Below are 24,078 nucleotides of genomic sequence, written 5' to 3'. Positions count from 1 at the left end.
ACAGAATTCATGGATGATGTTCATAATGCCCAAAACGAGTTCTAATCCTGAATATGGTGATGGGAATGGGAAACAAATCTAGTTTCAACATGGATGAAGGAATCCTACCCAGTCAATCTGCACGTATTGAGGTTATTGGCGTTGGGGGTGGCGGAAGTAATGCCGTCAACCGAATGATTAACAGTGATCTTGATGGAGTAACATATCGAGTACTCAATACAGACGCTCAGGCTCTTATCCAATCATCAGCCACTCATAGGGTTCAGCTTGGTCAAAGCTTAACAAGAGGTCTTGGGGCAGGTGGAAATCCAAGCATTGGTCAAAAGGCAGCAGAAGAATCGAGAGCTGATCTACAACAAGCCCTAGAAGGCGTTGACCTAGTATTTATTGCCGCTGGTATGGGCGGAGGAACGGGAACGGGAGCAGCCCCTGTTGTTGCTCAAGTTGCCAAAGAAAGTGGTGCTTTGACAGTAGGGATAGTCACCAAACCATTCAGTTTTGAAGGCAAACGTCGCTTGAGGCAAGCTGATGAAGGTATCGCAAGGCTTGCTGAGAATGTTGATACTTTAATTGTCATCCCAAATGACAGACTAAAAGACGTAATCTCAGGTGCACCTTTGCAAGAAGCTTTTAGAAGTGCTGATGATGTTCTTATGAAAGGAGTTCAAGGAATAAGCGATATAATCACTTGTCCTGGATTGGTAAATGTAGATTTTGCTGATGTGCGTTCTGTGATGACAGAGGCTGGCACAGCGCTTTTAGGGATTGGTTTAGGCTCTGGGAGATCAAGAGCGCTAGAAGCAGCTCAAGCAGCCATCAATAGCCCTCTTCTAGAAGCAGCTCGAATAGATGGAGCCAAAGGATGTGTAATAAACATAACTGGAGGGAAAGATATGACGCTTGAAGACATGACATCTGCTTCTGAGGTTATATCTGACGTAGTAGATCCAGAAGCTAATATCATTGTTGGCACAGTCGTTGATGAAAAACTTGAGGGTGAAATCCAGGTCACCGTTATTGCTACTGGATTTGACAGTAATCAAATTTATTCAAATGAAAGAAATAGGGCACGACTTTCGCCTCAAACACTTTACGAACAATCAGAAGTAAGGGAATCTGGTGCTTCTATACCTGAGTTTTTACGTCTAAGGCAAAATCGTTGAGGATTATCAACTTCCTGTAATTGAAGGTGACCCGGAGTCCACGCCTGCTTTGAGCATCCCTTATGGCTGCTACCTTCCGGTCCTGACCAGGTATAGGTGTCACAGCCGCATGGGGCCGAGTCGATAATATTCTAGCAATAGCTAAACACGTTATTAAGAATTAAATGCAAACCACAGAATTGGTTCGTTTTAAAAAGTTAGGGAAACAGATAACTGTATTAACTGCTTGGGATGCCATCTCATCCTCAATAGTCGAAGAGGCAGGAGCTGATGTTGTATTAGTTGGAGATTCTCTTGGAATGGTTGTATTAGGACACGCAACGACACTTCCGGTAACACTTGACCAAATGCTTCACCATACACAAGCTGTTTTTAGAGGTTTTTCTAAACCTCGTTCAAAACAACCACTAGTAGTTTGTGATCTCCCTTTCTTAAGTTATCAATGTGGAGAAGACAAGGCTGTTGAAGCTGCTGGAACTCTCTTGAAAAACTCCTCTGCTTCAGCAGTGAAACTTGAGGGAGCAGAACCTGAGACTTTATTAGTAATTAAAAGACTTATTAGAATGGGAATACCAGTAATGGGTCATCTTGGCCTTACTCCGCAATCAGTGCATCAACTTGGATATAAATCACAAGCTAGGGATAAGGATAGTCAAGAAAAAATTTTCAAAGATTCAAAAATGCTTCAAGAATCTGGATGTTTTGCAATAGTTTTAGAACATATCCCAGGAGAAATTGCTAGCTCGTTAAAAAAACATTTAGATATTCCTGTAATTGGCATTGGAGCAGGAAGTGATTGCGATGGGCAAGTAAGAGTTACAGCTGATATTCTCGGCCTTTCAACTACACAACCTCCTTTTGCGAAACCTTTTCTTGCAGGCCGCGAACTTTGCATCGATGCCCTAAAAGAATGGATCAAATCTACTAATCTAGATCAAGAGAATCCCACCACAAAAACATCTGAATCAAAACCTGATTGCTAATCTGCATACCCTTGGGATTACTTAAAAAATACCTTCCATTGTTTCTTAATAGAGTTCCTTCGTTTAAAGAATTCAACCAAAATTTCTCTAGTAATTCTAAATTCTTATCACATTCTTTTTGCGTCCATCCAACATTTTTAGCAAGTTCCTCAAAATGGATACCCTCACGTCTTCTGAGACCAATCATCAGTAGTTCATCCAATGGCATTGGTTTTGACTTTTCATTAGACAAAGTTTTTTCTAATAGTTGACTCTTTTGCTCATCAATCCATTTTTTATAACCTGCAATTGTTCTAGGCCTAGAGAATCTCTCCCCCCAAGGAGCACTTGTTGCTCCCATACCAAAACCCCACCAACCAGAACCACTCCAATAAACACGATTATGTCTAGATGCATGGCCAGGCAATGAATAGCTTGAAATCTCATACCTAGAAAAGCCCTTACTTATGAGAAATCTATTTGTTTCCAAATCTATTTTTTGAGCTTCAGATTCAATTGGAATATTTAACTTACCTTTTTTATGTCTTCTTCCAAAAACAGTATCTGGTTCGATGGTTAAATCATAAATTGACAAGTGAGGGGCATCTGTTTGAACTGCTTGTTCTAATTCTTTCAGCCACTTAGATAAATTTAATCCTGGAAGATTTTGAATCAAATCAAGGCTCCAGCTTCTTAACATCCCTTTTTTAAATAAGTTATTTACCCAATTACAAGCCTCAATTAATTGTGAGCGATTATGTTTTCTACCAATTGAAGTCAATGTACTGTCATCAAATGACTGACCTCCCAAGCTGAATCTATTGATTCCAATTTCTATATATCCTTTCAGATCATTTTCAAAAAATGTTGCTGGATCAACTTCCATAGATATCTCCGCACCATCTTGAAATCCAAATTTTCTTTGAAGATTTTTCAACAAATCACCCACCTCATTTTTTTTCAATAAAGAAGGGGTTCCGCCGCCCAAATAGATTGTTGATAATGCAGGACCTTTTGGGGCAATTGAAATCTCTCTATGAAGTAAATCCAAATATGAGGCAATAGAAGTGATCCCTGGACTACCTGGAGCTTGAGCGCTATCACCTAAAGGGATAATGGAAAAATCACAGTAAAAACATCTTTTATGGCAAAAGGGAATATGCAAATATGCACTTCTTGGCGGGGCTATCATTTGAGCTCTAGATATACAAACCCAAATAAATGGTCACTTTTACAATACAAATCTTTGAAAATAAATAAAGCTTTAGTAAAAAACGAGAAGCAAGCATAACCTGAATATATGGCAGACATAGTTATTCTGGTTTTATTTCTTATATCAGGTGCAATCACCGGATGGATTGGGGTGAATTGGTTGCCGCAGGAGACTTTAGATAATATTACTAATCTAAGAAATTTAAAAATTGCTCTATCAGGATTAATTGCTCTAATAGGTCTTTTAACAGCCTTCCTTTTTCAGCAATTTAGAAATAAATTAACGAAAAGAATAAGAACTATGCCAACAGACCTACTAGTCAGTAGATCTGTTGGCATAGTTCTTGGACTTGTAATAGCAACCCTTTTATTAGTACCTGTATTACTTTTACCGTTACCTGCTGAATTATTTTTTGTAAAGCCTATTTTCGCTGTACTTAGCAACATCTTCTTTGGAGTACTTGGATATAACCTTGCTGATGTTCATGGACGAACAGTTTTACGTCTTTTCAATCCAAATAGCACGGAATCTTTGTTAATGGCAGATGGGATCCTAACTCCAGCAAGTGCAAAAGTTTTAGATACCAGCGTAATAATAGATGGCCGTATTCAGGCTCTCCTTAGATTTGGACTAATAGAAGGACAATTAATCGTAGCCCAAACAGTTATGGATGAGTTACAAAAACTAGCTGACTCAAGTAACAATGAAAAAAGAGGAAAAGGAAGGAGAGGTCTTAAGTTGCTGAACCAATTAAGAGAAAGTTATGGGAGAAGATTAGTTATAAACAGTACAAAATATGAAGGGGAAGGAACTGATGAAATTCTTTTAAAATTAACTTCAGACATCTCAGGAATATTAATAACTGTTGATTACAACTTATCTCAAGTGGCTCAAGTCCAAGAGATAAAAGTTCTAAATCTTAGTGATCTAGTGCTTGCAGTTAGACCTGAAGTTCAACCTGGTGAAAAATTAAATTTAAAAGTAGTCAGAGAAGGTAAGGAAAATTCACAAGGTATTGCCTATCTTGAAGATGGCACAATGGTAGTTATCGAAGAGGGCCTCCAATGGATCGGTAAAAGAATAGAAGTAGTTGTGACTGGAGCATTACAAACACCCACGGGCCGAATGGTTTTTAGTAAAGCTTCCAATGATCAGCCCCCGAACAAATTTGAAACAACAAAAGCATCTCAAGGCTAGATCTAGCTAGGCTCGAATCCAAGAAGACTTAACTTCATATGACTGCATCTTCACCGTATTATGGCGACTCTGCCGTAATGAGAACTCCACCCCCTGATTTACCATCCCTTCTGCTGAAAGAAAGGATCGTTTATTTAGGCTTACCCCTATTTTCCGATGATGACGCCAAAAGACAACTCGGAATGGATGTAACTGAGCTAATTATTGCTCAACTTCTTTTTCTAGAATTTGATAATTCAGAAAAACCTATTTATTTTTACATCAACTCAACTGGAACAAGTTGGTACACAGGAGATGCAATTGGATTTGAAACCGAAGCCTTTGCAATTTGCGACACGCTCAGATATGTGAAACCTCCCGTCCACACAATTTGCATAGGTCAAGCAATGGGAACCGCAGCAGTAATCCTCTCGGCCGGGACCAAAGGTCAACGAGCAGCCCTACCACATGCATCAATTGTTCTTCATCAGCCTAGAAGTGGTGCTCAAGGCCAAGCAACTGATATTCAAATCAGAGCGAAGGAAGTAATTCACAATAAGAAAGCCATGCTAGAAATCCTTAGTCATAACACTGGAAGATCAGTAGATCAACTATCCAAAGACTCAGATAGAATGAGTTATCTCAACCCTCATGAAGCTGTTGATTATGGGATTATAGATCGCGTTCTTACTAGTAGAAAAGATTTACCAGGAGAGAAAGTTTTGCCCACATAACCAAATAATTTTTCAAAAATATTTTTAACTTGTTAACCCCAACTACCAAACATTAATTAGCCATGCCAATAGGTACTCCAAGCGTTCCATACCGTCTTCCAGGAAGTCAATACGAAAGATGGGTTGATATATATACAAGACTTGGTGCCGAGAGAATTCTATTTCTTGGCCAAGAAGTTAATGACGGCATAGCAAATAGCCTCGTAGCACAAATGCTTTATCTTGATTCTGAAGACAGCAGTAAGCCAATCTATTTGTATATCAATAGTCCTGGGGGTTCAGTAACAGCGGGTTTAGCGATCTATGACACTATGAAATATGTAAAAAGTGACCTTGTAACCATTTGTGTTGGGTTAGCGGCCTCAATGGGTGCTTTTTTACTCTCTGCAGGCACAAAAGGGAAAAGACTCGCATTGCCCCACAGTAGAATCATGATTCACCAACCACTTGGAGGTACTGCTCAAAGACAAGCTAGTGATATAGAAATCGAAGCACGTGAGATTCTTAGAATAAAAGAAATGCTCAACAAATCGATGGCAGAAATGACGGGGCAAACATATGAAAAAATAGAAAAGGATACTGATAGGGATTACTTTTTGAGCGCAGAAGAAGCAAAAAATTATGGCCTAATTGATCGAGTGATAACCCATCCAAGTGAAAGTTAATTTGAAAATTTTATTTTTCTTATTAATTAAATTGTCTTTATAGTAAAAAAAAATATATCAACGAAAGTGGTCTTGATAGCACTCTATTACGTAAGCTCAGCCTTAATACAGTTCTGAAATACCAACTCACATGGCAAAACTTTTTTACGATTCTGATGCCGACCTAGGTCTTCTTCAAGATAAAACCGTTGCAATTATTGGCTATGGATCTCAAGGCCACGCGCATGCATTGAATTTAAAAGATAGTGGCATAAAAGTTGTCGTTGGGCTTTATGAAGGGAGTCGGTCAGCCAGTAAAGCAACTTCTGATGGATTAGAGGTCTTAAGCGTCTCAGAGGCCTCCGAGAGAGCCGATTGGATCATGATTCTTTTGCCTGATGAGTTTCAAAAAGATGTATATAGCAAAGAGATTGCGCCTCATTTGAAACCAGGAAAAATACTAAGTTTTGCTCATGGTTTCAATATTCGTTTTGAATTAATAAAGCCCCCTGAGTTTGTAGATGTTGTAATGATTGCCCCAAAAGGGCCAGGCCATACAGTCCGGTGGGAGTATCAAAATGGTCAAGGGGTTCCAGCTTTATTTGCCATTGAGCAAGATGCCTCCAGGAATGCAAGGTCACTTGCGATGGCATATGCAAAAGGTATTGGCGGAACTCGCGCTGGTATTTTAGAAACTAATTTCAAAGAAGAAACAGAAACTGATCTTTTTGGAGAGCAAGCAGTTTTATGTGGAGGCCTGTCCGAGCTAGTCAAAGCTGGTTTTGAAACTCTTGTAGAAGCAGGCTATCAACCTGAATTGGCCTACTTCGAATGTTTGCATGAAGTCAAATTAATTGTTGACCTCATGGTTAAAGGAGGTCTAACTGCAATGAGGGATTCGATCTCAAACACAGCTGAATATGGAGATTACGTAAGCGGTCCAAGATTAATAACTAAAGAGACAAAAGAAGAAATGAAAAATATTCTTGCCGATATTCAAGATGGTACTTTTGCTAAAAACTTTGTAAAAGAATGCGATGCAGGAAAACCTGAAATGAAGAGAATTCGACAAAAAGATTCAGAATTACCAATTGAGAAAGTTGGTAAGACACTTCGTTCTATGTTTAGTTGGCTTAAATCGGACTAAGTATCATTAACTTAATCTTAGTTGCTGTTTTTCTTGACCTTTTAATAGGAGATCCAAAAAGTTTGCCACACCCAGTCCAATTCATGGGTGTGGTTATTAGTTTTTTAAAAAGATTAGCTGAAAAAATTGCGAAAGGAAACAAATCTAAGTTATATATTGGAGGTGCAATAATTACATTTATAGTCTTATTATTAAGTGGGATATCTGGTTGGTTTATAGAAAGATTATTTTTATTTTTTGAAATAAAAAATCCTTTTCTTAGTACATTAATTTTTGCTTTAATTTTAAGTAGTTCCCTTGCTTCAAGAAGTCTAAATAAAAGTATTTTAGAAATTATTAATTTAATAAGCAAAGGAAATCATAGAGATAATCTTAGTAATTCAAGAAAAAAATTAAGTCTTATAGTTGGTAGAGATGTTGAAAGTTTAGATACTAATGAAATTCTTAGAGCTTCAGCTGAGACTGCAAGTGAAAATTCTGTGGATGGTATTTTTGCTCCATTATTTTGGATATTTTTAGGAACTATTTTCTGGGAATTCAATCAATCTATGCCAGGCCCATTGTCAATGGCATGGATCTTTAAAGCGTCTAGCACTATTGATTCAATGCTTGGATATAAAGAGGGAAACTTAAAGTGGCTTGGCTTTACTGGGGCCAAGACAGATGATCTAATGGTATGGATTCCTTCAAGAATTGTATTAATTACGCTTCCTTTTTGCTGCAAAACAAAGCAATCAATTTCCAAAACGATAAGGGATTCATGGAAGGATGGCATTGTAGATTCTTCCCCAAACTCAGGAATTTCCGAAGCAATATTTGCTTATTGTGCAGAAGTACGAATGGGGGGGGTAAACTATTACAAAGGGCAAAAAAAAATAAAGCCAATAATTGCAAAAACTTATCCTATGGCAAGTATAAATTCAGTAAAAAAGATACTTAGTCTTAGTCTTAGGCTTGAGCTTGCTTGGATTCTAGTTTTTTTCTTGATAATGAAACTTGTAAACTTATAATTTCAAAAAGCGCCTCTATCCATAGGAAAGAGTAAAACACCTAATGTAAGAATAATGATTTCTAAATCAAGTAGAAAATTTCTATTTCTTGCATAGATCAAATCTAATTCAACCCTTTTTTTATAACTAAGATTATTTCTACCACTAACCTGCCATAAGCCAGTTAGTCCTGGTCTAACAGATATAACTTCTTCCATAAAAAGACTGTATTTATTAATCTCATTACTAACTATTGGTCTTGGTCCAACAACACTCATTTCCCCTTTTAAAACATTAAAGAATTGGGGTAATTCATCTAAACTGGATCTTCGAAGAAACCTACCTAATTTTGTTATTCGAGGATCTTGTCGTAATTTAAAATCTTTTTCAAATTCCTTTCTCATAAGAGGATATTTCTCTAATAAATTTGGTAATAAGTTATCAGCATCTTTATGCATAGTGCGAAACTTTATACATCCAAATTCTCTATAGTTTCTTCCTACTCTTTTTTGAATGTAAAAAACAGCTCCTGGAGAACTTAACTTTACTAATATTCCAATTAAGATAAATATTGGTGAGCCAAGAGTTAAAACTAGCAAAGAAAATATAATATCTCCTATTCTTTTTAATGTTCGACCATATCTACTCTGATTTCTTATTATTTCTACAGCAGGCAAAGATGAAGGTTCTTGTGAGATAACTTCAAAAGGAATTTTTGGAGAACCTTTACGGAACTCAGACCATCGCAATAGAGATTTTCTAGGATTAGTTTGCACAAATTATTGAGTTAGAAAGCTCAAGACTCCGATAAATTCACACCATACTTAATTAGGATTTTCTTGATAAAGAACTAAGGTCACTAGTAGTAATGTCACAAGAATTTTTATGCTCTCTCCAAGCTCTATTTATGGTTTGCTCAAATCTTTTTTTAAATGAATCTTGAGAAAAAGAATTGCTCCAATTTCTAATTAACTCTGGGTTTAAATCTCTCCAAAGTTGTTTTTCCTTAAAAAATTCGATTGCTTCAACCAAAGACTTCACTGTCTGATCAGGGAACAAAAGTCCAGTTGCCATTTCACCTGAATTAGAATTAAAGCATTTAACTGTATCTAAAACCCCACCTTTAGCAAAAGCAATTACAGGAGCTCCAGAAGCCATTGCCTCCACAGGTGCGATTCCGAAATCCTCAATACCAGCATAAACAAAGGCTCTACATCTGCTCATAAGTTTTTCAATCTTCTCTTTACTCTGAAAACCAAGAATTTGAACCGTTGGACCTGCAAGATCTTTTAAATAAGCTTTTTCCACTCCATCGCCGACAACAACTAAAGGTAATTTGAGCTTATTAAAAGCCCTTACCACCAGATCGACCCTTTTATTAGGGACCAATCTACAAACACTTAAATAGAAATCTTCTCTGGGCTTTTCCCATTCAAAACGATTAATATTGACAGGCGGATAAAGAACCTCTGAATGCCTTCTCCAATACTTCCAAATTCTCCTTGCCGTAAAAGTAGAATTTGCTAGCAGATAATCTACTCTTGAGCTACTTAATTGATCCCATTGCCTCAAAGTATGCAATTGCCATCTAATCAATGGCCCTAAACCAATTCTTCTTAAAAAAGATCGTTTCAAATATATATTCATCTGATCCCAAGCGTATCTAACGGGTGTATGTACATAACTAATGTGAAGTTGATCAGGCGAAGTCAACACGCCCTTAGCCACAAGGTGACTACTACTTATGACTAATGGATATCCTTCTAAATCGATCTGCTCAACTGCAAAAGGTAAAAGAGGTAAATATTGTTGAACATGTGAGATTCCGAATGGTAATTTTTGAATAAAGCTAGTTTTTACTTTTCTTTTAAACAACCAACTATTTTCCTGTAAATTCTCCTCATTAACTAAAGAGAAAAGTTGTGGCCGTGATGAAACTTCAGTTAACAAATCATCAATTACCTCAACAACATTCTCAGCACCACCAGTTGACCTTGGAGTGAACCATTCATGTACTAATGCAATATTGCTTGGAAGATCTAAAGATGAATTTACACTCAAAGTAAAAATCTTAAATCCTAAAATTATTTTTAGTTTATTACAACTTAGATATTATGACAACAGAGAGTTAAATCATACAATATACAAACTTAAATTATTTTTGATCAAGCTCCTTAGCTTATTAAATAATCGAACTAAAAAGAAATACCTGTTTTGTCTAAGGATGATATTAATGGATCATAAAAGTTGTGAAATAAGCTACCACTAAAAGAGAATAAATAGACGAAACCACATAAAAATCCAAGAGAAATAAAATATCTAACATAGCCACTTCTTCTTTTTAATTTAGCAACTGAAAAAAGCATAATCAATAAGAAAACTAAACCTATTGATTGTGCAAATAGCAATGCTGGTCTATCAATAACTAACTCGAAGTTGCCTCCAAAAAGAGGATCATTGCCTGATATGTTTTTTCTAAATAAAATAAAGTTGGTTATTTCAGAAAAGATAAGACTGATAATAATAAAATATGATACTGGCTTTGTAAGCCTATTCATTGTTTTATTAAAACTAATCAAGAGCAAAGCTATAAAAATAGATGCAAGTATTGGTAGCCCAGGGATGAGCCAAGTAAAATTTAACAACATAGTTATCAAACAAGCTTAATTTCATACGCATGTATAAGTTCTATTATTTGTTCTCGAAGAGTCCAAATAAAAAAGCGAGATGAATTTAAAAAGCTACTAATCAGATTAGCACTATTCATTTCTTAAAAACATTTATTATTTTTTAGCAAGGAAATGAGCCGAAAACAAGCTATCAATTAATAGTCAAACAAAACTTAATAAGAAATAAAATCAAACCTTTCTAAATTTTAAGTAGATCTTTTCTTTTTTAATATATAAATCATATAGACTTCTAATACATATAGCTAATATATAATTTAAGTTTAATTTTTAGAATATTATTATTTTCACTGGTTCTTTTTTAATTAAGCTTTGTTCTAAATGATGCTAATAGTTAGTCACTTCAAATAGTATAAACGAAAGCTACATATCAAAAAAAACAAAACTTTATAAAAATGGATTATAATTTGTTATGTAAATTGGTATCAAATGCAAATGTCTGAGATTGATTCGGAAGTAAATAACCAAAGTGTCAATTCAGAGCAAGATGATACGAAAACAATTCAATCCCAAAATAGTCCAGAGCTAATTGATCAAAGCCAAAGTCTCAAATCATATCCAAAATGGATAAACAATAAAGGCGAAGAGGTAAAACAAGTTTTTGGATTCAATGAAAATGCTGAACTCGTTAATGCAAGAGTAGCCATGATAGGTTTTCTAATGCTCTTACTCACTGAATTAGCTTTTGGTGGAGAACCAGCAACACTAAAAATTTTTGGAATTAGCTAGTGATCAAAGATTTATATTATATTTATCCCATGAACTTGCTTGATTTTCTCAAAAGCCATGAATAAGAAAACATTAGTAGGTGTTTCATACGTATCTGCCTGGGTAATTATTTGGGGTACAGTTGGATCAATTATAGATTTTTATTTCCTTCAAAATACATATCTTCCAGGCTCATTAGGACAATTTCTAACATTTATAATTACAGCTGCCATTTCTTCAATTGCAGCTATATATATCTTTCCAACAATAAATAATAAATTTATAAGTTAATAACGATAACGTTCAATAACTTGAGAAGGTTTTTCATTAATTCCCTTTTGATAAAGAATCCATTGATTAGTTTCAAGATCGTGATCACAACCCAAGCCTTCTAGTTCAACAGATTTTAATCGCAATTCATAATGACATTGCTGATCAGCTTCAAAAGCGGATTTGTAGCCAGTAAAAAAATATAAATATCCGATAATTGTTGCTGTTAAGGTTATAAGCACAATACTTATTTTCATAATAACTAGAAAATTATTAATAATATATTAGCTATTATCGTAGATTAAAAATGTATTTATATCTTTTTTTCTCCTTCTGTATCTAAAGATATTTCACATTCAGTTAAATCTTGATTATTTAAACGATCTAATATACGAACCATATCTAGCTCCGAAAGCTCTCCATTTGCTCCCCATTTAAGAGTTGTCTTTCGCTGTTGAGGAACCTTTTTCGAAATGTTTACCTGACTTCTTTTTTTAACCATTACTACTAAACTGCCTTTTCAAAACATTAAAATATAAAGCTTCTATACAAGAACTCTAAAAAAGAATTCTTAGTCAAACTTTACCTTTATTTTTCCTTAGTAGTAATATTTTCCTATTTTTAGGAATCTAACTAAATGTTTCCTAATGATTAGGCTATTGAGTTATAAAGTCACTAGCCTCTTCCAAAATTATAAATAAACTCTTGAAATGAAGGACTATAAAAGTAAACAAGCACACTAATAACTAATAAGACGTTCAAACCAATTACAATTGAACCTATAATAACTCTCTGACGCTTACCTGGGACTTTATATTTCATGCCAGCTGGCAGGTTAACTAATACATCTGGATCATTAGTACTTAATTTCTTAAATTTATTGTCTTTGACCTTATTGGTCTGTGTTTCCTTATAGTTAGTTTTTTTGGAATTTGAAGCTTTGGAGCCCATTTTTTTAGTTAGAAGAATTTCTTTATCTTTATAGCTCTAAGCTTACTTAGGCAGATCAGATAAACACCTATTTTGTTCTAGTTTTTCACATTAGTTTGTTAACTAAGTCAAAAATCAAGAATCAAGTGATCAATTTATTGATTATATTTAGCAATATTTCTTGATAGCATCAAGAATATTTTTAACTTCCTTTCTTTTGAAATTAGAATTCGTAACCTTTATTAAATTTGCCTCTAAACCAAGTAATCTAGTTTGACAAGAAAACTTTTTATTTATTGCTGCATTTTTTTGATAATTATTTATTTTAAGTAATGCTTTATTGCAAGATTTTATATCTCTATAACAACTCTTTACTAGCCTATCAATAACCAAAAAATCTCTTGATTCATTTGCTGTCAAGGGAATTAAAGGAATAGACAAATATATAAAAAGAACAAATAGGAATTTATTTTTTTGAACTGGATAAATAATCAAAATACCATCTCAATTAAATTGATTTAAAAATTATTCTAATATAGTTAACAACTTTTAAGCGCCTAAAAAGAAAAATTATTTTCTTAATCATTCAAATTCTAGGTTTTTACAAAAAAAAAGGACTCTTTTTTAAAGAGTCCCTCAAAAATAAATAAAAAGGTAAGAAAGCAAAACAGCTTTTTAAAGACTCATCCCTGAACACGGTCCTTAAACAACTTCCCGGCGGTAAACGCAGGGACTCGCTTAGCAGGTATTGCTATCTTTTCCCCAGTCTTAGGGTTTAATCCCTGACGAGCAGAACGATCGCGGGGCTCAAAAGAGCCAAACCCCAGAATGGAGACTTTCTTACCCTCCACTACAGAATCAATAATTGTATCTATGGCGGCATCAACTACCAGAGAAACGTCTGTTTTAGTTAGCTCAGTACGAGCTGCAACCAGGTTGACTAAATCTGCTTTGTTCATTGGAAAGATTGTATGTAGCAGGGAGTAAGAGGAGGAAAACCAATAGATTATTAGTTTCCATAAAACTCAATCTTGCTAATCGTATGGACCAAATCACTTGCCTGCAACCCAAAGGGCTTGTGGCAGTATGGTTTCTAAAAAATATATGTGCTTTTTTTGTCGATTAAATAATCTCTCAAAGATTTGAACTAATTGGATTAAAAAAGATAAACGTTTGATGTTTTGGCCAAGAAGCGTGTCAGCGCAAGCGTTCTACAAAGATGAGTTTTCAAATTTATCATCAAGAATGGTTCTAATGTTTGAAATTAATTCTTTTTTCTAAAGAAAATCAGAAATTTAATTCAATTCTCATGAATTAACAAAGGTCTGCAGAACAGCACATTTATTGGTATTACAAAATAAAATCCACACTAAAAAAGAGTAAATAAATGCAAAATCTAGATTTTTTCTAGATCTTCGAAATACAATTTGAAGCCTTCATACAAAAAAAGCTATAAATTTTTTTCTTAACTGTTTTTTCAAACCTTCAAAAGATTTGCTTTTCAATTGGAATAGTATGCATTTCGACTTAACTCAAATCCCAAATCGCAAAAGATAACGATCTGCTCTCACAAAAGTGATTAGGAATTCATTAAAAAAGCAGCTCGAGCTTAATAATAGTTGCTTTTAAAATTGAATTTCGTTTTTTATAACTTGTTAAACCAAACCAAACACCTAACTTATAGAGAAAGTTACTTGATTACTTTTTTGAAGGAAAAACACAATTGAGCAAAATAAAAGTTGGTTCAGCATGGCCTTTGGGTAGCTCAGTCACTCCTAATGGGGTTAATTTCTCCATCGCAGCACCTCATGCAAAAAATGTAGAATTATTAATTTTCCAAAATAAAAATGACGACTATCCAATAGAAACAATACCACTAGATCATCAAAACAGGTCTGGAGATTATTGGCATGTTGAAGTAGAGGGACTAACAGAAGGCGCCTTATATGGATATAAAATTTCAATTAACGAGCACAAAGCCGCAGAAGAAAATCTTGTTTTAGATCCATGTGCCAGAGCTATTACGGGGTGGCAAAATTACATAAGAAATCCAGAAGAAAAAGAAAAGAAAAAATATAGTCATTGCCTAAAGGGAGTAGTAAGCGAAAGGGATCATTTTAATTTAAAATCTCATCCAAGACCTAAACATTCATGGAACAAAACAATTATTTATGAATTACATGTTGGAGGTTTCACTAAAAAAACAGACTCAAGTATTAGCGAAAATAAGAAAGGTACTTTTTTAGGATTAATAGAAAAGATACCTTATCTTAAAAGCATTGGTATTACATCTATTGAGCTCCTTCCAGTTTTCGCTTTTGACACTCGTGATGCCCCTGATGGACTAATTAACTATTGGGGTTATAGCCCTATCAGTTGGTTCACGCCGCATCAAGGTTTTGTAGATGGTTGTAATCCATTAGAAGCAAGGAAACAATTCAAGAAATTAGTAGAAGTTTGCCATGATCACAGGCTCGAAGTATTAATCGATGTTGTTTATAATCACACAACTGAAGGCAATCAAAATGGTCCAATAATAAGTTGGAAAAATTTTGGTCCTAAAACTTACTACCATCAAGATGCGAATGGGACCTATCAAGATGTGAGTGGATGCGGAAATAGTATTGCTGCCAATCGTCCATTAGTGAGAAAATTGATCTTAGAATCGTTACGTTGTTGGGCAATTGAATTAGGTGTTGACGGATTTCGATTTGACTTAGGTATTGCTTTAAGCAGAGGCGAAAATTTAATTCCTTTAGATAAACCTCCCCTATTTGAAGAAATCGAATCAGATCCTCAACTAAGTGATGTGAAATTAATCAGTGAGCCCTGGGATTGTGGAGGTCTTTATAAACTAGGAGATTTCCCAGCTAAAAGATTCAGAACATGGAATGGTCATTTTAGAGATGATGTTAGAAAATTCTGGAAGGGTGAAAAAAGCACAATATGGCCACTTAAAGATAGATTAATAGGTAGTAAATACCTATACAATGATAATAATTTAGCTAATATATTTAGTATTAATTTCATAACTTCTCATGATGGATTTACATTAAAAGACCTAGTAAGTTTTAACAAAAAGCATAATCTAGCCAATGGTGAAAATAACCGAGATGGAGAGAATAATAATAATAGTTATAATTATGGAGTTGAAGGACCAACTACTAATAAAATAATCAATAATTTAAGGCAAAAACAACAAAGAAATCTACTTTCAACACTCCTATTGACACCAGGGATACCTATGCTTTTAATGGGCGATGAAATAGGAAGAAGTCAAGGAGGAAATAACAACACTTGGTGTCAAGACAACACACTTGGTTGGATGGATTGGGAGCATGAGAATTGGGATCATGACTTAAAAGAATTTGTGATAAAACTCATATCTTTAAGGAAACAACTACCAGAATTTTTTAGTCCTGATAATATTTTTGATTGTGAGAGAGATAATACCAACGCAAAAAAGTCCGGTTTTTGGATTCAGTGGCATGGAATTAAAGTTAATAAACCTGACTGGAGTGACTGGTCACATACTCTTGGATTTAGCATTAACAAAAAAAATGAAGGATCAGCAATCTGGCTTGGCTTTAATGCTTACAAAGACTCAATGCTTTTTGACTTGCCAACCCCAATTTCTCCCTGGAAAAAATATATTGATACTTCAATTTTAAAAAATAAAAATGTCTCTAAAAAACCTTTAGCAAATCAATCAAACATACGTCTTGAAAGTAATAGCCTTGTTCTAATGGTTGCCAACGATTATTCAAAAAAAATCAAGCTATGAGAGCCATGATCAAGCGGGCGGCGGGAATCGAACCCGCATCATCAGCTTGGAAGGCTGAGGTTTTACCACTAAACTACGCCCGCGATAGAATTAAAGATCTACTTCCAATTGGAGCAAATATTAATTCCCCTTTCTCCATTATTACCTTGCGAGCCCCTTTATCCAAAAAAGATTGATGAAGTCCACATCGCTTTACAAAGGGAATAATCGCACAAGACTAATGTTCTCTTATGCAATGGGAGATGCTGGAACGGGATTAGCCGCAATACAGTTAGGTACTTATCTATTCCTATTTTTCACTTGTGCTGCAGGAATACCTGCATTTATTGCAGGCTCACTGCTCATGGTTTCAAAGCTTTGGGATGCAATAAATGATCCATTAATTGGTTGGATGAGTGATCACACCAGATCGAAATGGGGGCCAAGGCTTCCGTGGATGGTTGGAGGTGCCGTTCCCCTTGGTTTGTTTCTTGCAGCAATGTGGTGGGTCCCTCCTGGAGGGATAGAGACAAAAACTACTTATTACGTGTTCGCCGCAATTTTCTTGATGACAGCTTATACAGCAGTAAATCTCCCTTTTGCCGCATTATCTACAGAGCTAACTGAAAATATTGCCATTAGAACAAGACTAAATGCTGCAAGATTTACTGGGTCTATTTTGGCTGGGACCACTGGACTAATAGTAGCGGCAGGTTTCTTATCGCAAGGAGTAGAAGGATATACTTCAATGGGAAGAGTTACAGGAATAATTGCTACTTTTACAACTTTAATTGCTTGCTGGGGACTGGCCCCATTTGCTAAAAAAGCAAGAAAACCTGTTTCTCATACTGAACCTTTTAAGCAGCAACTTAAAAGAGTTTTAAATAATAAGCTTTTTACACGAATTATTGCTCTTTATTTGCTGCTATGGTGCGGACTACAATTAATGCAAACCGTTTCGTTAATCTATCTTGAACAAGTAATGCTTGTTCCAATAGAGATTTCAAAATGGATCCCAATTCCATTTCAAATTAGCACTCTATTAGGTCTACAATTTTGGAGCTTTTACTCCAACAAATACGGGAGAATATCAGCACTATTCAAAGGAGGAAAAATATGGATATTAGCTTGCCTTTTAGTTATGATTATGCCCCCTATAGCAAAGGGAGTAGGTATCAATACTTTATTGTTTTTTAATAATATTGAAGGGATAAAAATGTTAATCCTGTTACTAATAATTATTTTAGTAGGATTTGGAGCTTCAACAGCTTACCTTATTCCATGGTCTTTACTTCCTGATGCTATTGATCAAGACCCCGAAAAACCTTCTGGGATATACACAGCCTGGATGGTTTTTATTCAGAAAATTGGTATAGGTTTAAGCGTTCAATTTTTAGGAGTTCTTTTATCTTTATCAGGATACAAATCATCAACTAATTGCTTATCAAGTTTTCAAGATTTAGATCAACCTCTAACAGCAATTATTACCATTAGATTATGTATGGGATTAATACCTTCTTTCCTTGTATTAGCTGGATTAATCACTATGAAGCCCTGGAGAAGTTTAGATTTCAAATCTCAAAGAGTAGTAGGTCAATGAACTACGCACCTCGTTGGCTAAGAAGATTCTTCAGCAGCATATTAATTGGAGGACAAGCAATTGCATCAATAGCCAAAGGGAAGATCAATAAATCAGATTTAATAGATCAATTAATGGAAGCAGGGCCAGGAAGCTTCCTTATCGTTCTAATAACAGGTATTGCTGCTGGAACCGTTTTCAATATTCAGGTTGCCGCAGAATTAAGTAAACAAGGTTTAGGTTCTGCGGTTGGGGGGCTTTTAGCAATTGGCATGGCTAGAGAGATAGCGCCTTTACTTACAGCAACTCTTCTTACCGGGAAAGTTGCAACTGCTTATGCTGCTCAAATAGGGACAATGAAAGTTACTGAGCAAATTGACGCTATTACGATGTTACAAACAGATCCAGTTGAATATCTAGTTGTTCCTAGGCTTTGCGCAATGGTTGTAATGGCGCCTATTCAATGCTTACTGTTTTTTTCTATAGCTTTATTTAGCGGTCAATTTAGCAGTACAATTCTCTATCAAATTCCACCAAGCATTTTTTGGAATTCGGTAAGAGAATGGCTAATAACATCTGATCTTCCATTTATGCTTGTGAAATCAATTGTGTTTGGTCTCTTAATCGCAATCATTGCTTGCGGATGGGGATTAACAACTAGAGGCGGTCCCAAAGAAGTAGGTTCAAGCACTACTGGAGCAGTAGTACTGACTCTAATAACCGTTTCTTTAGTAGATGTTTTACTCACCCAAGTTCTTTTTGGCTAAAAACCATGACTTCTGAAAACCCTCTTGATAAAGATAGTGTAATTTTACCCGCTTCTTATCGTTTACCCATCTTCATAATCTTTGCGGGCTTATTATTCTTAATTACACCATTTCATCCTTGGCCAACAATTGTAATTAGCAGTTTTGGTTTTTTCCTATTACTGCAATCTTTTACCTTAAAACTGAAATTCACTAAAGACGATTTAGTTGTAATACAACTTGGAAATGAATTAAGAAGATTTCCCTTTAAAAATTGGATAGCATGGAGAATTATATTGCCAAAATTGCCAGGTTTTCTTTACTTTAGAGAAGAAGCAAGCCCTCATCTATTGCCAATACTTTTTGAGGTAAACTCATTAAAAGAGCAATTAAGCTTAAGAGTAAAGGATTTAGAAATAGAAAAAGAAGTAGACTCATCAAAATCTAAAACTTAATTAAAGTTTTTGAAATATGGAATCCGAAGAAAATCTAACTAGAGAAACACAAAATTTAGAACAGAATCTTTCTGTAGAAAATTCTTTACCATTGGCAAATACTTCCAAAAAGCCTATAGAGAAACAAAAGGAATCACCAAGTATCATTAATCCGAAAAACAATCAAAAAATCTCAACCGAACAGACACAGTCTCTTATCAATATTGCTCTTAAGGATCTTCAGCTTTCACGCGAGAAATTAGAAAACGAATTAGAAGAACTTTCAAAAAAGAAAGTCCAAATCGAGACTGAACTTAAAAGCTCATTTTCAGGTCAATCTGATGTAATTGCAAGAAAAGTTAAAGGTTTTCAGGAATATTTAACTGGCGCCTTACAAGACTTAGCTCAATCAGCCGAGCAATTAGAGCTTGTTGTACCACCAGTAATAGTTAAACCATCTCCACTCGATGAAAATAAAAAAATTGAACCTTCTAAAGAGCAAGAAGTTGTCCCTGCTGTTTCTGATACTTTCAAACCTGACGAGAGTTTAATCAGGAAATGTTTTGGTCAATTTGTAGAACAACCCGATTTCTATGCAGAGCCCTGGAAACTCAGAAGGAGTCTAGAAGATAATGATATTGAAATGCTGGAAGATTGGTTCTTCAGTATGGGTGGTAGAGGTGCTCAACCAAGTCGAGGGAGCAGATCAAAGAATGCTTTGGTTGCCGCAGGGATTATTGAAATTTTAGGCGAATTATACGGGGACCAATTCCAAACATTAGTTTTAGCGAGTCAACCAGAGCGACTTGGAGAATGGAGAAGATGTCTCCAAGATGCATTAGGACTGAACCGTGAGGATTTCGGGCCAAATAGCGGAATAGTACTTTTTGAGAGATCCGATGGATTAATTGAAAGAGCAGATCGACTTGAAGAAAGAGGTGAGTTACCTTTGATAATTATTGATGCCGCTGAGATAAATGTAGAAATTCCAATTCTTCAGTTTCCTATTTGGCTAGCTTTTGCAGGAAGTCCCAATGAAATTTATGAAGAGGATGAATTAATATAAAAGTTGTTATGGAAATCATTTTGAATCTACTAATTCTATTTTTAGGATATTTATTTGGTTCTTTTCCTAGTGGTTATTTAGCTGGAATAATTGCGAAAGGAATTGATATTCGTTCATTAGGTTCAGGTTCTACAGGAGCAACAAATGTATTAAGACATATTGGTAAACGTGCAGCAATTACAGTATTTCTACTAGATGTTTTCAAAGGAGTTATATCTATTTTATTAGCAAAGTATTTCTTTCTAAATGATTCATGGCAAGTAGCTATAGGTCTATCAACTTTAATTGGACACATTTGGCCTGTCTGGCTGAATTGGAAAGGTGGCAAAGCTGTAGCGACAGGTTTAGGAATATTTCTTGGCCTTTCATGGCAAGTTGGACTTGCTACCTTAGGGGTCTTTATAATAATGATTGCATTATTCAGGATAGTATCACTTGCAAGTGTCAGTGCAGCATTAGCGCTACCTTTTATAATGTTTATAAGCTTCAAAACTTCAAGTATTTCGCTACCATTTTTAGTTGTTTCACTATTAGCTATGACTCTAGTCATTTGGAGACATAGAGAGAACATCCTTAGGCTAATTAAAGGTAAAGAACCAAAAATTGGAAAGCCTTAGGAAATTAATTAATAATTTTATTGCAAAAACTTTTAAACATATAAGCAGGATCGTCTGATTGGGTAATTGCTCTTCCAATAACTAACTTTGATGCACCCATCTTAACAGCTTCGGATGCATCAGAGACCCTAGATTGATCATTAATATCTGAACCTATTGACCGTATTCCAGGCGTTATTAAATCGAAACTCTCAGGATAAATCTCTCTGAGAAATCGAACCTCCCTAGGGCTGCAGACACATCCTCCTAAACCAGCATTTAATGCAATCTCTGCTAGGTGCTTAACACGTTGATCTATTGATTGAACAATCAATAGATCGTTAGCAAAACTTTCTTCAGTCCAACTAGTCAAGATTGTTATTCCTAAAAGTTTTGGCGGATTTAAATTAACTTTAGAGGCTCCTTCCTGTGCAGCTTCATTGGCCATCTTTAGAGCTTTCATGCCTGCACAAGTATGCAAAGAAATAAATTCAGCGCCAGTTTGTGATGCTGCGAAACATGCTCTAGCAACTGTTGTAGGGATATCGTGAAATTTAAGATCTAAGAATATTTTCTTCCCCTTATCTCTCAAAATTGATAATACATCTGGTCCTTCACTAACAAATAACTCTAGTCCGACTTTAACCCAGATAATTTCAGGTATCTTTTCAAGTAAATTGAAAACATTATTCTTATCCATCCCATCTAAGGCAATAATTATTTTTTCGCTTGGATTATCTATATTTTTCATAAGAACCTATTAATTTGAAACACGAAGAAATTTTTTCTTTCCTACTTGCAATATTTTTCCTATGAGCTCATTAGGAGTATCAAACTCTAAATTAGGGTCTTCAATCTTTTCTCCATCAATCCTTACTCCACCTCCAAGAATTTGTCTTCTAGCTTCACTGCTACTTGAACACAATTTCATCTTGCTAAATAAATAAAATGCTTTAGCTGGAAAATTGACTTTAGAAATTGAAGATTCTGGAATTTCTTCAAGCGAATTTTGATTTCCTAAAATTAATTTTTCAGAGTTATATTGAGCTTTTTTTGCTGCTTCAAGTCCTTTAAAATTAGAAGTTATTTTTAAAGCCATAAATTTCTGAACCTCTCTTGGAATAGAACTCAACTCATTTAAATTCTCATCAGTTAGTAAATTCAAATAACTAAAAACTAGATCATCTGGAACTTTCTCTAATTTTGAATACATCGATAGTGAATCTTCATTTATACCTACAAAATTATTTAAACTTTTACTCATTTTTTGGGTCCCATCCAAGCCCACTAAAATAGGCAATAACATTCCAAATTGAGGCTTTTGACCAAAAGCTTTTTGTAAATCTCTTCCCATTGCAATATTAAATTTTTGATCTGTACCTCCAAGCTCTAAGTCAGCATTAATAGCAACCGAATCATATCCTTGCAGAAGGGGATAAAGAAATTCATGAAGAGATATGGGAGTGCCGGATTTATATCGATTATTAAAATCTTCCTTTGCCAGCATTTGGCCAACTGTTGAATTTGACAAAAGCTCTATAACATTAGACAAATTAAGATTCTCAAGCCACTCACTATTCCTTCTAATTTCTAAGCGACCAGGCGTTGAGAAATCAAGCAAAGAATTTTGGGGTTCTTTTCCTAGTCCTAATTGCTCCAGATAATTCAATGCGTTTGATTCAACCTCATCTTTTGTAAGCTGAATTCTTGTTTTACTCTTACCAGTTGGGTCTCCAATTCTTGCAGTAAAATCTCCGATTATAAGTATTGCCTTATGCCCAGCATCTTGAAAAGCTCTTAATTTTCGAAAAAGAATACTATGACCTATGTGAATTTCTGTTCCTGTTGGATCAATTCCAAGTTTTACACGCAAAGGTTTTTTTTCTATAGATGAAAGTTCTAATCTTTTTAGAAAACTTTGATCAGAATCTTCAGCTTTTTTATAAGGGAAAAGATCATCTAAGCCTCTAGATATCCAATCAGGGAATTCATTGAAATTTCCTAACATAATTCAAATGTAAAATCGATAGATGGTCATTTATCCAATTCTGATTTCATTCTCACTAGCGTTTTATTCATCTGATCAAACATTTGATCAGGAGTGATCCCAAATTGACCCAACTGAGTCTTTAACTGCTCTACTGTCATTTTTGCCTGAAAATCTTCTGAGAGCTCGAATCGTTTCATAAAAACTTTATACCTCTCCATTAAGTTTTCCATAGTATCAATAAACATTACTTTCCCTTCTCTATCAAATTTTCCATAATCAGAGCCTAATTCCATCAGATTCTGATAATCAGTGAAAAGTTTTTTTGCCTCTTCCTGAACAATTTCAGATTCAAAAAAACTCATATCATTAATCCCTGATGATAGATCAAATGCTTGACTTTGAGTTCAACGTTTGACATTGATTGTATCATTTATTTTTCAAGCTTAGTCTAGTGGATCTTTACTAAACAACATTTGCTTAGGGAGTGTAAATAGCCACACCCCCCCACAATATAATCCTTACTAAAATTATATAAAAACTTATGATTAGAAGAAAAACACTATTTATTTAATCCAGACAAGCTAAACTTAAGCTGTTATCAACAAAAAATATAAAGTTTTGTTCATATTATAATGAAATATTGATTAAAAAATATCTTTTGATTCTAATCTCTTAAAATGAAAAAATTGGAACGACAATATAATTTATTTAATAATAATGATTTAGACTTTTCAGAAAAAAATCTTCTTCAAGACGTATATATCCAAAAAGAGATTATTAAGGAATGGCAAGAAAAAGTCATTAATCATCAATCTCCTTTTTTTAAATCTAACTATAAAGATGTAACTCAACCTTCACTATTTGAATCTATTTCAGAGGAGTTAAACGTAACTTTCAACCCAATTCAACTTACTCCTCTACCTTTAAGTTTTTGGAGGTGGCCAAAAGCAATGCACCAAGGACCGGCAGTTTATTTTGTAATGGATAAAATTATTAATTCTGAAGAAAATATTATTTTATATATTGGAGAAACAATTTCTGCAGAAAAAAGGTGGAAAGGAGAGCATGACTGTAAAAATTACCTTTCAAGTTATTCCGATACTCTACAAAAAGCGAATATGACACCCAAATTAAACATTCGTTTCTGGCTTGATGTTCCAATTAAAACTAAGGAAAGAAGAAAATTAGAACAAAAGCTTATTCAAACTTGGCTTCCACCTTTCAATAAAGAGACAAGAGGAATATGGGCAACACCATTTACTTCTCAAATCAGTTAGAAAA

28 protein-coding genes, 1 tRNA gene and 1 other RNA gene are annotated in these 24,078 nt (G+C 34.8%); 16 read left to right on the top strand and 14 right to left on the bottom strand.

Annotated features, from left to right (window positions below):
* Positions 1 to 65 precede the first annotated feature (65 nt).
* On the top strand, positions 66 to 1,163 hold the full coding sequence (gene ftsZ / locus SIB75_RS02165) for a cell division protein FtsZ (protein ID WP_413391514.1): 1,098 nt from the start codon (positions 66 to 68) through the stop codon (positions 1,161 to 1,163).
* 25 nt (positions 1,164 to 1,188) lie between these two features.
* Here ftsZ and ffs read toward each other — a convergent pair.
* Positions 1,189 to 1,285, bottom strand: an RNA gene (ffs, locus tag SIB75_RS02160) — signal recognition particle sRNA small type.
* Positions 1,286 to 1,327: 42 nt separating this feature from the next.
* On the opposite strand from ffs, the gene panB reads away from it, so the two are divergent.
* Positions 1,328 to 2,146 (top strand): 3-methyl-2-oxobutanoate hydroxymethyltransferase, encoded by an 819-nt coding sequence (gene panB, locus SIB75_RS02155; RefSeq protein ID WP_413683785.1) that lies wholly within the window; start codon positions 1,328 to 1,330, stop codon positions 2,144 to 2,146.
* Here panB and hemW read toward each other — a convergent pair.
* On the bottom strand, positions 2,088 to 3,317 hold the full coding sequence (gene hemW, locus SIB75_RS02150) for a radical SAM family heme chaperone HemW (RefSeq protein ID WP_413683784.1): 1,230 nt from the start codon (positions 3,315 to 3,317) through the stop codon (positions 2,088 to 2,090). The genes panB and hemW overlap by 59 nt on opposite strands.
* A gap of 108 nt (positions 3,318 to 3,425) precedes the next feature.
* Between hemW and SIB75_RS02145 the strand changes: the two genes are divergently transcribed.
* The 5 genes from SIB75_RS02145 to cbiB all read left to right on the top strand — a co-directional run bounded on the left by SIB75_RS02145 (position 3,426) and on the right by cbiB (position 8,049).
* Positions 3,426 to 4,535, top strand: coding sequence for a PIN/TRAM domain-containing protein (locus SIB75_RS02145; RefSeq protein ID WP_413683783.1), 1,110 nt, complete (start codon positions 3,426 to 3,428; stop codon positions 4,533 to 4,535).
* Positions 4,536 to 4,573: 38 nt separating this feature from the next.
* Positions 4,574 to 5,248 carry an ATP-dependent Clp protease proteolytic subunit gene (locus SIB75_RS02140; protein ID WP_269625398.1) on the top strand — a complete coding sequence of 225 codons (675 nt, stop codon included), beginning with the start codon at positions 4,574 to 4,576 and terminating at the stop codon, positions 5,246 to 5,248.
* Positions 5,249 to 5,310: 62 nt separating this feature from the next.
* Positions 5,311 to 5,913 carry an ATP-dependent Clp protease proteolytic subunit gene (locus tag SIB75_RS02135; RefSeq protein ID WP_413683782.1) on the top strand — a complete coding sequence of 201 codons (603 nt, stop codon included), beginning with the start codon at positions 5,311 to 5,313 and terminating at the stop codon, positions 5,911 to 5,913.
* A gap of 130 nt (positions 5,914 to 6,043) precedes the next feature.
* Positions 6,044 to 7,039, top strand: a complete 996-nt coding sequence (ilvC, locus tag SIB75_RS02130; RefSeq protein WP_413683781.1) for a ketol-acid reductoisomerase — start codon at positions 6,044 to 6,046, stop codon at positions 7,037 to 7,039.
* 62 nt (positions 7,040 to 7,101) lie between these two features.
* The gene (cbiB, locus tag SIB75_RS02125; RefSeq protein ID WP_413683780.1) at positions 7,102 to 8,049 is read left to right on the top strand and encodes an adenosylcobinamide-phosphate synthase CbiB; all 948 of its coding nucleotides are present in this window, start codon (positions 7,102 to 7,104) and stop codon (positions 8,047 to 8,049) included.
* Positions 8,050 to 8,051: 2 nt separating this feature from the next.
* Here cbiB and SIB75_RS02120 read toward each other — a convergent pair whose 3' ends face one another.
* From SIB75_RS02120 to SIB75_RS02110, 3 genes are all read right to left on the bottom strand, one after another.
* Complete coding sequence (locus SIB75_RS02120; RefSeq protein WP_413683779.1) at positions 8,052 to 8,804, bottom strand: sugar transferase; 753 nt, start codon at positions 8,802 to 8,804, stop codon at positions 8,052 to 8,054.
* Between the two features lie 52 nt (positions 8,805 to 8,856).
* Positions 8,857 to 10,089 (bottom strand): glycosyltransferase, encoded by a 1,233-nt coding sequence (locus SIB75_RS02115; protein WP_413683778.1) that lies wholly within the window; start codon positions 10,087 to 10,089, stop codon positions 8,857 to 8,859.
* A 134-nt stretch (positions 10,090 to 10,223) separates the two neighbouring features.
* A complete protein-coding gene (locus SIB75_RS02110; protein ID WP_413683777.1) occupies positions 10,224 to 10,676 on the bottom strand; it encodes an NAD(P)H-quinone oxidoreductase NdhF in 453 nt (150 codons plus the stop codon).
* A 474-nt stretch (positions 10,677 to 11,150) separates the two neighbouring features.
* On the opposite strand from SIB75_RS02110, the gene SIB75_RS02105 reads away from it, so the two are divergent.
* Entirely contained in the window at positions 11,151 to 11,444 is a 294-nt protein-coding gene (locus SIB75_RS02105; protein ID WP_413683776.1) for a high light inducible protein, read from the top strand.
* 57 nt (positions 11,445 to 11,501) lie between these two features.
* Positions 11,502 to 11,714 carry a hypothetical protein gene (locus tag SIB75_RS02100; RefSeq protein ID WP_413683775.1) on the top strand — a complete coding sequence of 71 codons (213 nt, stop codon included), beginning with the start codon at positions 11,502 to 11,504 and terminating at the stop codon, positions 11,712 to 11,714.
* On the opposite strand, the gene SIB75_RS02095 is transcribed toward SIB75_RS02100, so the two are convergent.
* From SIB75_RS02095 to SIB75_RS02075, 5 genes are all read right to left on the bottom strand, one after another.
* On the bottom strand, positions 11,711 to 11,950 hold the full coding sequence (locus SIB75_RS02095) for a hypothetical protein (protein WP_413683774.1): 240 nt from the start codon (positions 11,948 to 11,950) through the stop codon (positions 11,711 to 11,713). The genes SIB75_RS02100 and SIB75_RS02095 overlap by 4 nt on opposite strands.
* A gap of 56 nt (positions 11,951 to 12,006) precedes the next feature.
* Complete coding sequence (locus SIB75_RS02090; RefSeq protein WP_413683773.1) at positions 12,007 to 12,195, bottom strand: hypothetical protein; 189 nt, start codon at positions 12,193 to 12,195, stop codon at positions 12,007 to 12,009.
* A gap of 173 nt (positions 12,196 to 12,368) precedes the next feature.
* Complete coding sequence (locus SIB75_RS02085) at positions 12,369 to 12,644, bottom strand: hypothetical protein (RefSeq protein ID WP_413683772.1); 276 nt, start codon at positions 12,642 to 12,644, stop codon at positions 12,369 to 12,371.
* Positions 12,645 to 12,791: 147 nt separating this feature from the next.
* Complete coding sequence (locus SIB75_RS02080) at positions 12,792 to 13,118, bottom strand: hypothetical protein (protein WP_413683771.1); 327 nt, start codon at positions 13,116 to 13,118, stop codon at positions 12,792 to 12,794.
* A gap of 188 nt (positions 13,119 to 13,306) precedes the next feature.
* Positions 13,307 to 13,582: an HU family DNA-binding protein gene (locus tag SIB75_RS02075; RefSeq protein ID WP_011295240.1), complete on the bottom strand. Its 276-nt coding sequence runs from the start codon at positions 13,580 to 13,582 to the stop codon at positions 13,307 to 13,309.
* Between the two features lie 764 nt (positions 13,583 to 14,346).
* On the opposite strand from SIB75_RS02075, the gene SIB75_RS02070 reads away from it, so the two are divergent.
* Positions 14,347 to 16,407 (top strand): glycogen debranching protein, encoded by a 2,061-nt coding sequence (locus SIB75_RS02070; protein ID WP_413683770.1) that lies wholly within the window; start codon positions 14,347 to 14,349, stop codon positions 16,405 to 16,407.
* A 12-nt stretch (positions 16,408 to 16,419) separates the two neighbouring features.
* On the opposite strand, the gene SIB75_RS02065 is transcribed toward SIB75_RS02070, so the two are convergent.
* Positions 16,420 to 16,490 (bottom strand) — tRNA-Gly (locus SIB75_RS02065).
* Between the two features lie 92 nt (positions 16,491 to 16,582).
* On the opposite strand from SIB75_RS02065, the gene SIB75_RS02060 reads away from it, so the two are divergent.
* From SIB75_RS02060 to plsY, 5 genes are read left to right on the top strand one after another with little or no spacing between them, the layout of a single operon-like run.
* The gene (locus tag SIB75_RS02060; RefSeq protein ID WP_413683769.1) at positions 16,583 to 17,986 is read left to right on the top strand and encodes an MFS transporter; all 1,404 of its coding nucleotides are present in this window, start codon (positions 16,583 to 16,585) and stop codon (positions 17,984 to 17,986) included.
* Positions 17,983 to 18,732, top strand: a complete 750-nt coding sequence (locus tag SIB75_RS02055; protein WP_413683768.1) for an MlaE family ABC transporter permease — start codon at positions 17,983 to 17,985, stop codon at positions 18,730 to 18,732. Before SIB75_RS02060 ends, SIB75_RS02055 begins: the two co-directional genes overlap by 4 nt.
* Positions 18,733 to 18,737: 5 nt before the next feature.
* Positions 18,738 to 19,166 (top strand): DUF3119 family protein, encoded by a 429-nt coding sequence (locus tag SIB75_RS02050; RefSeq protein WP_413683767.1) that lies wholly within the window; start codon positions 18,738 to 18,740, stop codon positions 19,164 to 19,166.
* Between the two features lie 16 nt (positions 19,167 to 19,182).
* The gene (locus SIB75_RS02045) at positions 19,183 to 20,211 is read left to right on the top strand and encodes a DUF3086 domain-containing protein (RefSeq protein WP_413683766.1); all 1,029 of its coding nucleotides are present in this window, start codon (positions 19,183 to 19,185) and stop codon (positions 20,209 to 20,211) included.
* A gap of 20 nt (positions 20,212 to 20,231) precedes the next feature.
* Complete coding sequence (gene plsY / locus SIB75_RS02040) at positions 20,232 to 20,828, top strand: glycerol-3-phosphate 1-O-acyltransferase PlsY (protein WP_413684764.1); 597 nt, start codon at positions 20,232 to 20,234, stop codon at positions 20,826 to 20,828.
* A 4-nt stretch (positions 20,829 to 20,832) separates the two neighbouring features.
* Here the strand turns inward: plsY and pyrF are convergent, their stop codons facing one another.
* From pyrF to SIB75_RS02025, 3 genes are read right to left on the bottom strand one after another with little or no spacing between them, the layout of a single operon-like run.
* On the bottom strand, positions 20,833 to 21,558 hold the full coding sequence (gene pyrF / locus SIB75_RS02035; RefSeq protein ID WP_413683765.1) for an orotidine-5'-phosphate decarboxylase: 726 nt from the start codon (positions 21,556 to 21,558) through the stop codon (positions 20,833 to 20,835).
* A 9-nt stretch (positions 21,559 to 21,567) separates the two neighbouring features.
* The gene (gene tyrS, locus SIB75_RS02030; protein WP_413683764.1) at positions 21,568 to 22,815 is read right to left on the bottom strand and encodes a tyrosine--tRNA ligase; all 1,248 of its coding nucleotides are present in this window, start codon (positions 22,813 to 22,815) and stop codon (positions 21,568 to 21,570) included.
* A gap of 26 nt (positions 22,816 to 22,841) precedes the next feature.
* Positions 22,842 to 23,159 carry a DUF1825 family protein gene (locus tag SIB75_RS02025; protein WP_413683763.1) on the bottom strand — a complete coding sequence of 106 codons (318 nt, stop codon included), beginning with the start codon at positions 23,157 to 23,159 and terminating at the stop codon, positions 22,842 to 22,844.
* A 315-nt stretch (positions 23,160 to 23,474) separates the two neighbouring features.
* Here SIB75_RS02025 and SIB75_RS02020 point away from each other — a divergent pair, with 315 nt between their 5' ends.
* Positions 23,475 to 24,074: a GIY-YIG nuclease family protein gene (locus SIB75_RS02020; protein ID WP_413683762.1), complete on the top strand. Its 600-nt coding sequence runs from the start codon at positions 23,475 to 23,477 to the stop codon at positions 24,072 to 24,074.
* The last annotated feature ends 4 nt before the right edge of the window (positions 24,075 to 24,078 follow it).

Source organism: Prochlorococcus sp. MIT 1011, assembly GCF_047305235.1.
Classification (GTDB): domain Bacteria; phylum Cyanobacteriota; class Cyanobacteriia; order PCC-6307; family Cyanobiaceae; genus Prochlorococcus_B.
The sequence above is the reverse complement of the archived record's forward strand: the minus strand, read 5'-3'. Positions and strand labels throughout refer to the sequence as shown.

Coding starts and splice junctions, on each gene's coding strand:
- ftsZ (WP_413391514.1), top strand. CDS start 66: ATGGGAAACAAATCTAGTTTCAACATGGATGAAGGAATCCTACCCAGT.
- panB (WP_413683785.1), top strand. CDS start 1,328: ATGCAAACCACAGAATTGGTTCGTTTTAAAAAGTTAGGGAAACAGATA.
- hemW (WP_413683784.1), bottom strand. CDS start 3,317: ATGATAGCCCCGCCAAGAAGTGCATATTTGCATATTCCCTTTTGCCAT.
- SIB75_RS02145 (WP_413683783.1), top strand. CDS start 3,426: ATGGCAGACATAGTTATTCTGGTTTTATTTCTTATATCAGGTGCAATC.
- SIB75_RS02140 (WP_269625398.1), top strand. CDS start 4,574: ATGACTGCATCTTCACCGTATTATGGCGACTCTGCCGTAATGAGAACT.
- SIB75_RS02135 (WP_413683782.1), top strand. CDS start 5,311: ATGCCAATAGGTACTCCAAGCGTTCCATACCGTCTTCCAGGAAGTCAA.
- ilvC (WP_413683781.1), top strand. CDS start 6,044: ATGGCAAAACTTTTTTACGATTCTGATGCCGACCTAGGTCTTCTTCAA.
- SIB75_RS02110 (WP_413683777.1), bottom strand. CDS start 10,676: ATGTTGTTAAATTTTACTTGGCTCATCCCTGGGCTACCAATACTTGCA.
- SIB75_RS02105 (WP_413683776.1), top strand. CDS start 11,151: ATGTCTGAGATTGATTCGGAAGTAAATAACCAAAGTGTCAATTCAGAG.
- SIB75_RS02100 (WP_413683775.1), top strand. CDS start 11,502: ATGAATAAGAAAACATTAGTAGGTGTTTCATACGTATCTGCCTGGGTA.
- SIB75_RS02095 (WP_413683774.1), bottom strand. CDS start 11,950: ATGAAAATAAGTATTGTGCTTATAACCTTAACAGCAACAATTATCGGA.
- SIB75_RS02090 (WP_413683773.1), bottom strand. CDS start 12,195: ATGGTTAAAAAAAGAAGTCAGGTAAACATTTCGAAAAAGGTTCCTCAA.
- SIB75_RS02085 (WP_413683772.1), bottom strand. CDS start 12,644: ATGGGCTCCAAAGCTTCAAATTCCAAAAAAACTAACTATAAGGAAACA.
- SIB75_RS02075 (WP_011295240.1), bottom strand. CDS start 13,582: ATGAACAAAGCAGATTTAGTCAACCTGGTTGCAGCTCGTACTGAGCTA.
- SIB75_RS02060 (WP_413683769.1), top strand. CDS start 16,583: ATGAAGTCCACATCGCTTTACAAAGGGAATAATCGCACAAGACTAATG.
- SIB75_RS02055 (WP_413683768.1), top strand. CDS start 17,983: ATGAACTACGCACCTCGTTGGCTAAGAAGATTCTTCAGCAGCATATTA.
- SIB75_RS02050 (WP_413683767.1), top strand. CDS start 18,738: ATGACTTCTGAAAACCCTCTTGATAAAGATAGTGTAATTTTACCCGCT.
- SIB75_RS02045 (WP_413683766.1), top strand. CDS start 19,183: ATGGAATCCGAAGAAAATCTAACTAGAGAAACACAAAATTTAGAACAG.
- pyrF (WP_413683765.1), bottom strand. CDS start 21,558: ATGAAAAATATAGATAATCCAAGCGAAAAAATAATTATTGCCTTAGAT.
- tyrS (WP_413683764.1), bottom strand. CDS start 22,815: ATGTTAGGAAATTTCAATGAATTCCCTGATTGGATATCTAGAGGCTTA.
- SIB75_RS02025 (WP_413683763.1), bottom strand. CDS start 23,159: ATGAGTTTTTTTGAATCTGAAATTGTTCAGGAAGAGGCAAAAAAACTT.
- SIB75_RS02020 (WP_413683762.1), top strand. CDS start 23,475: ATGAAAAAATTGGAACGACAATATAATTTATTTAATAATAATGATTTA.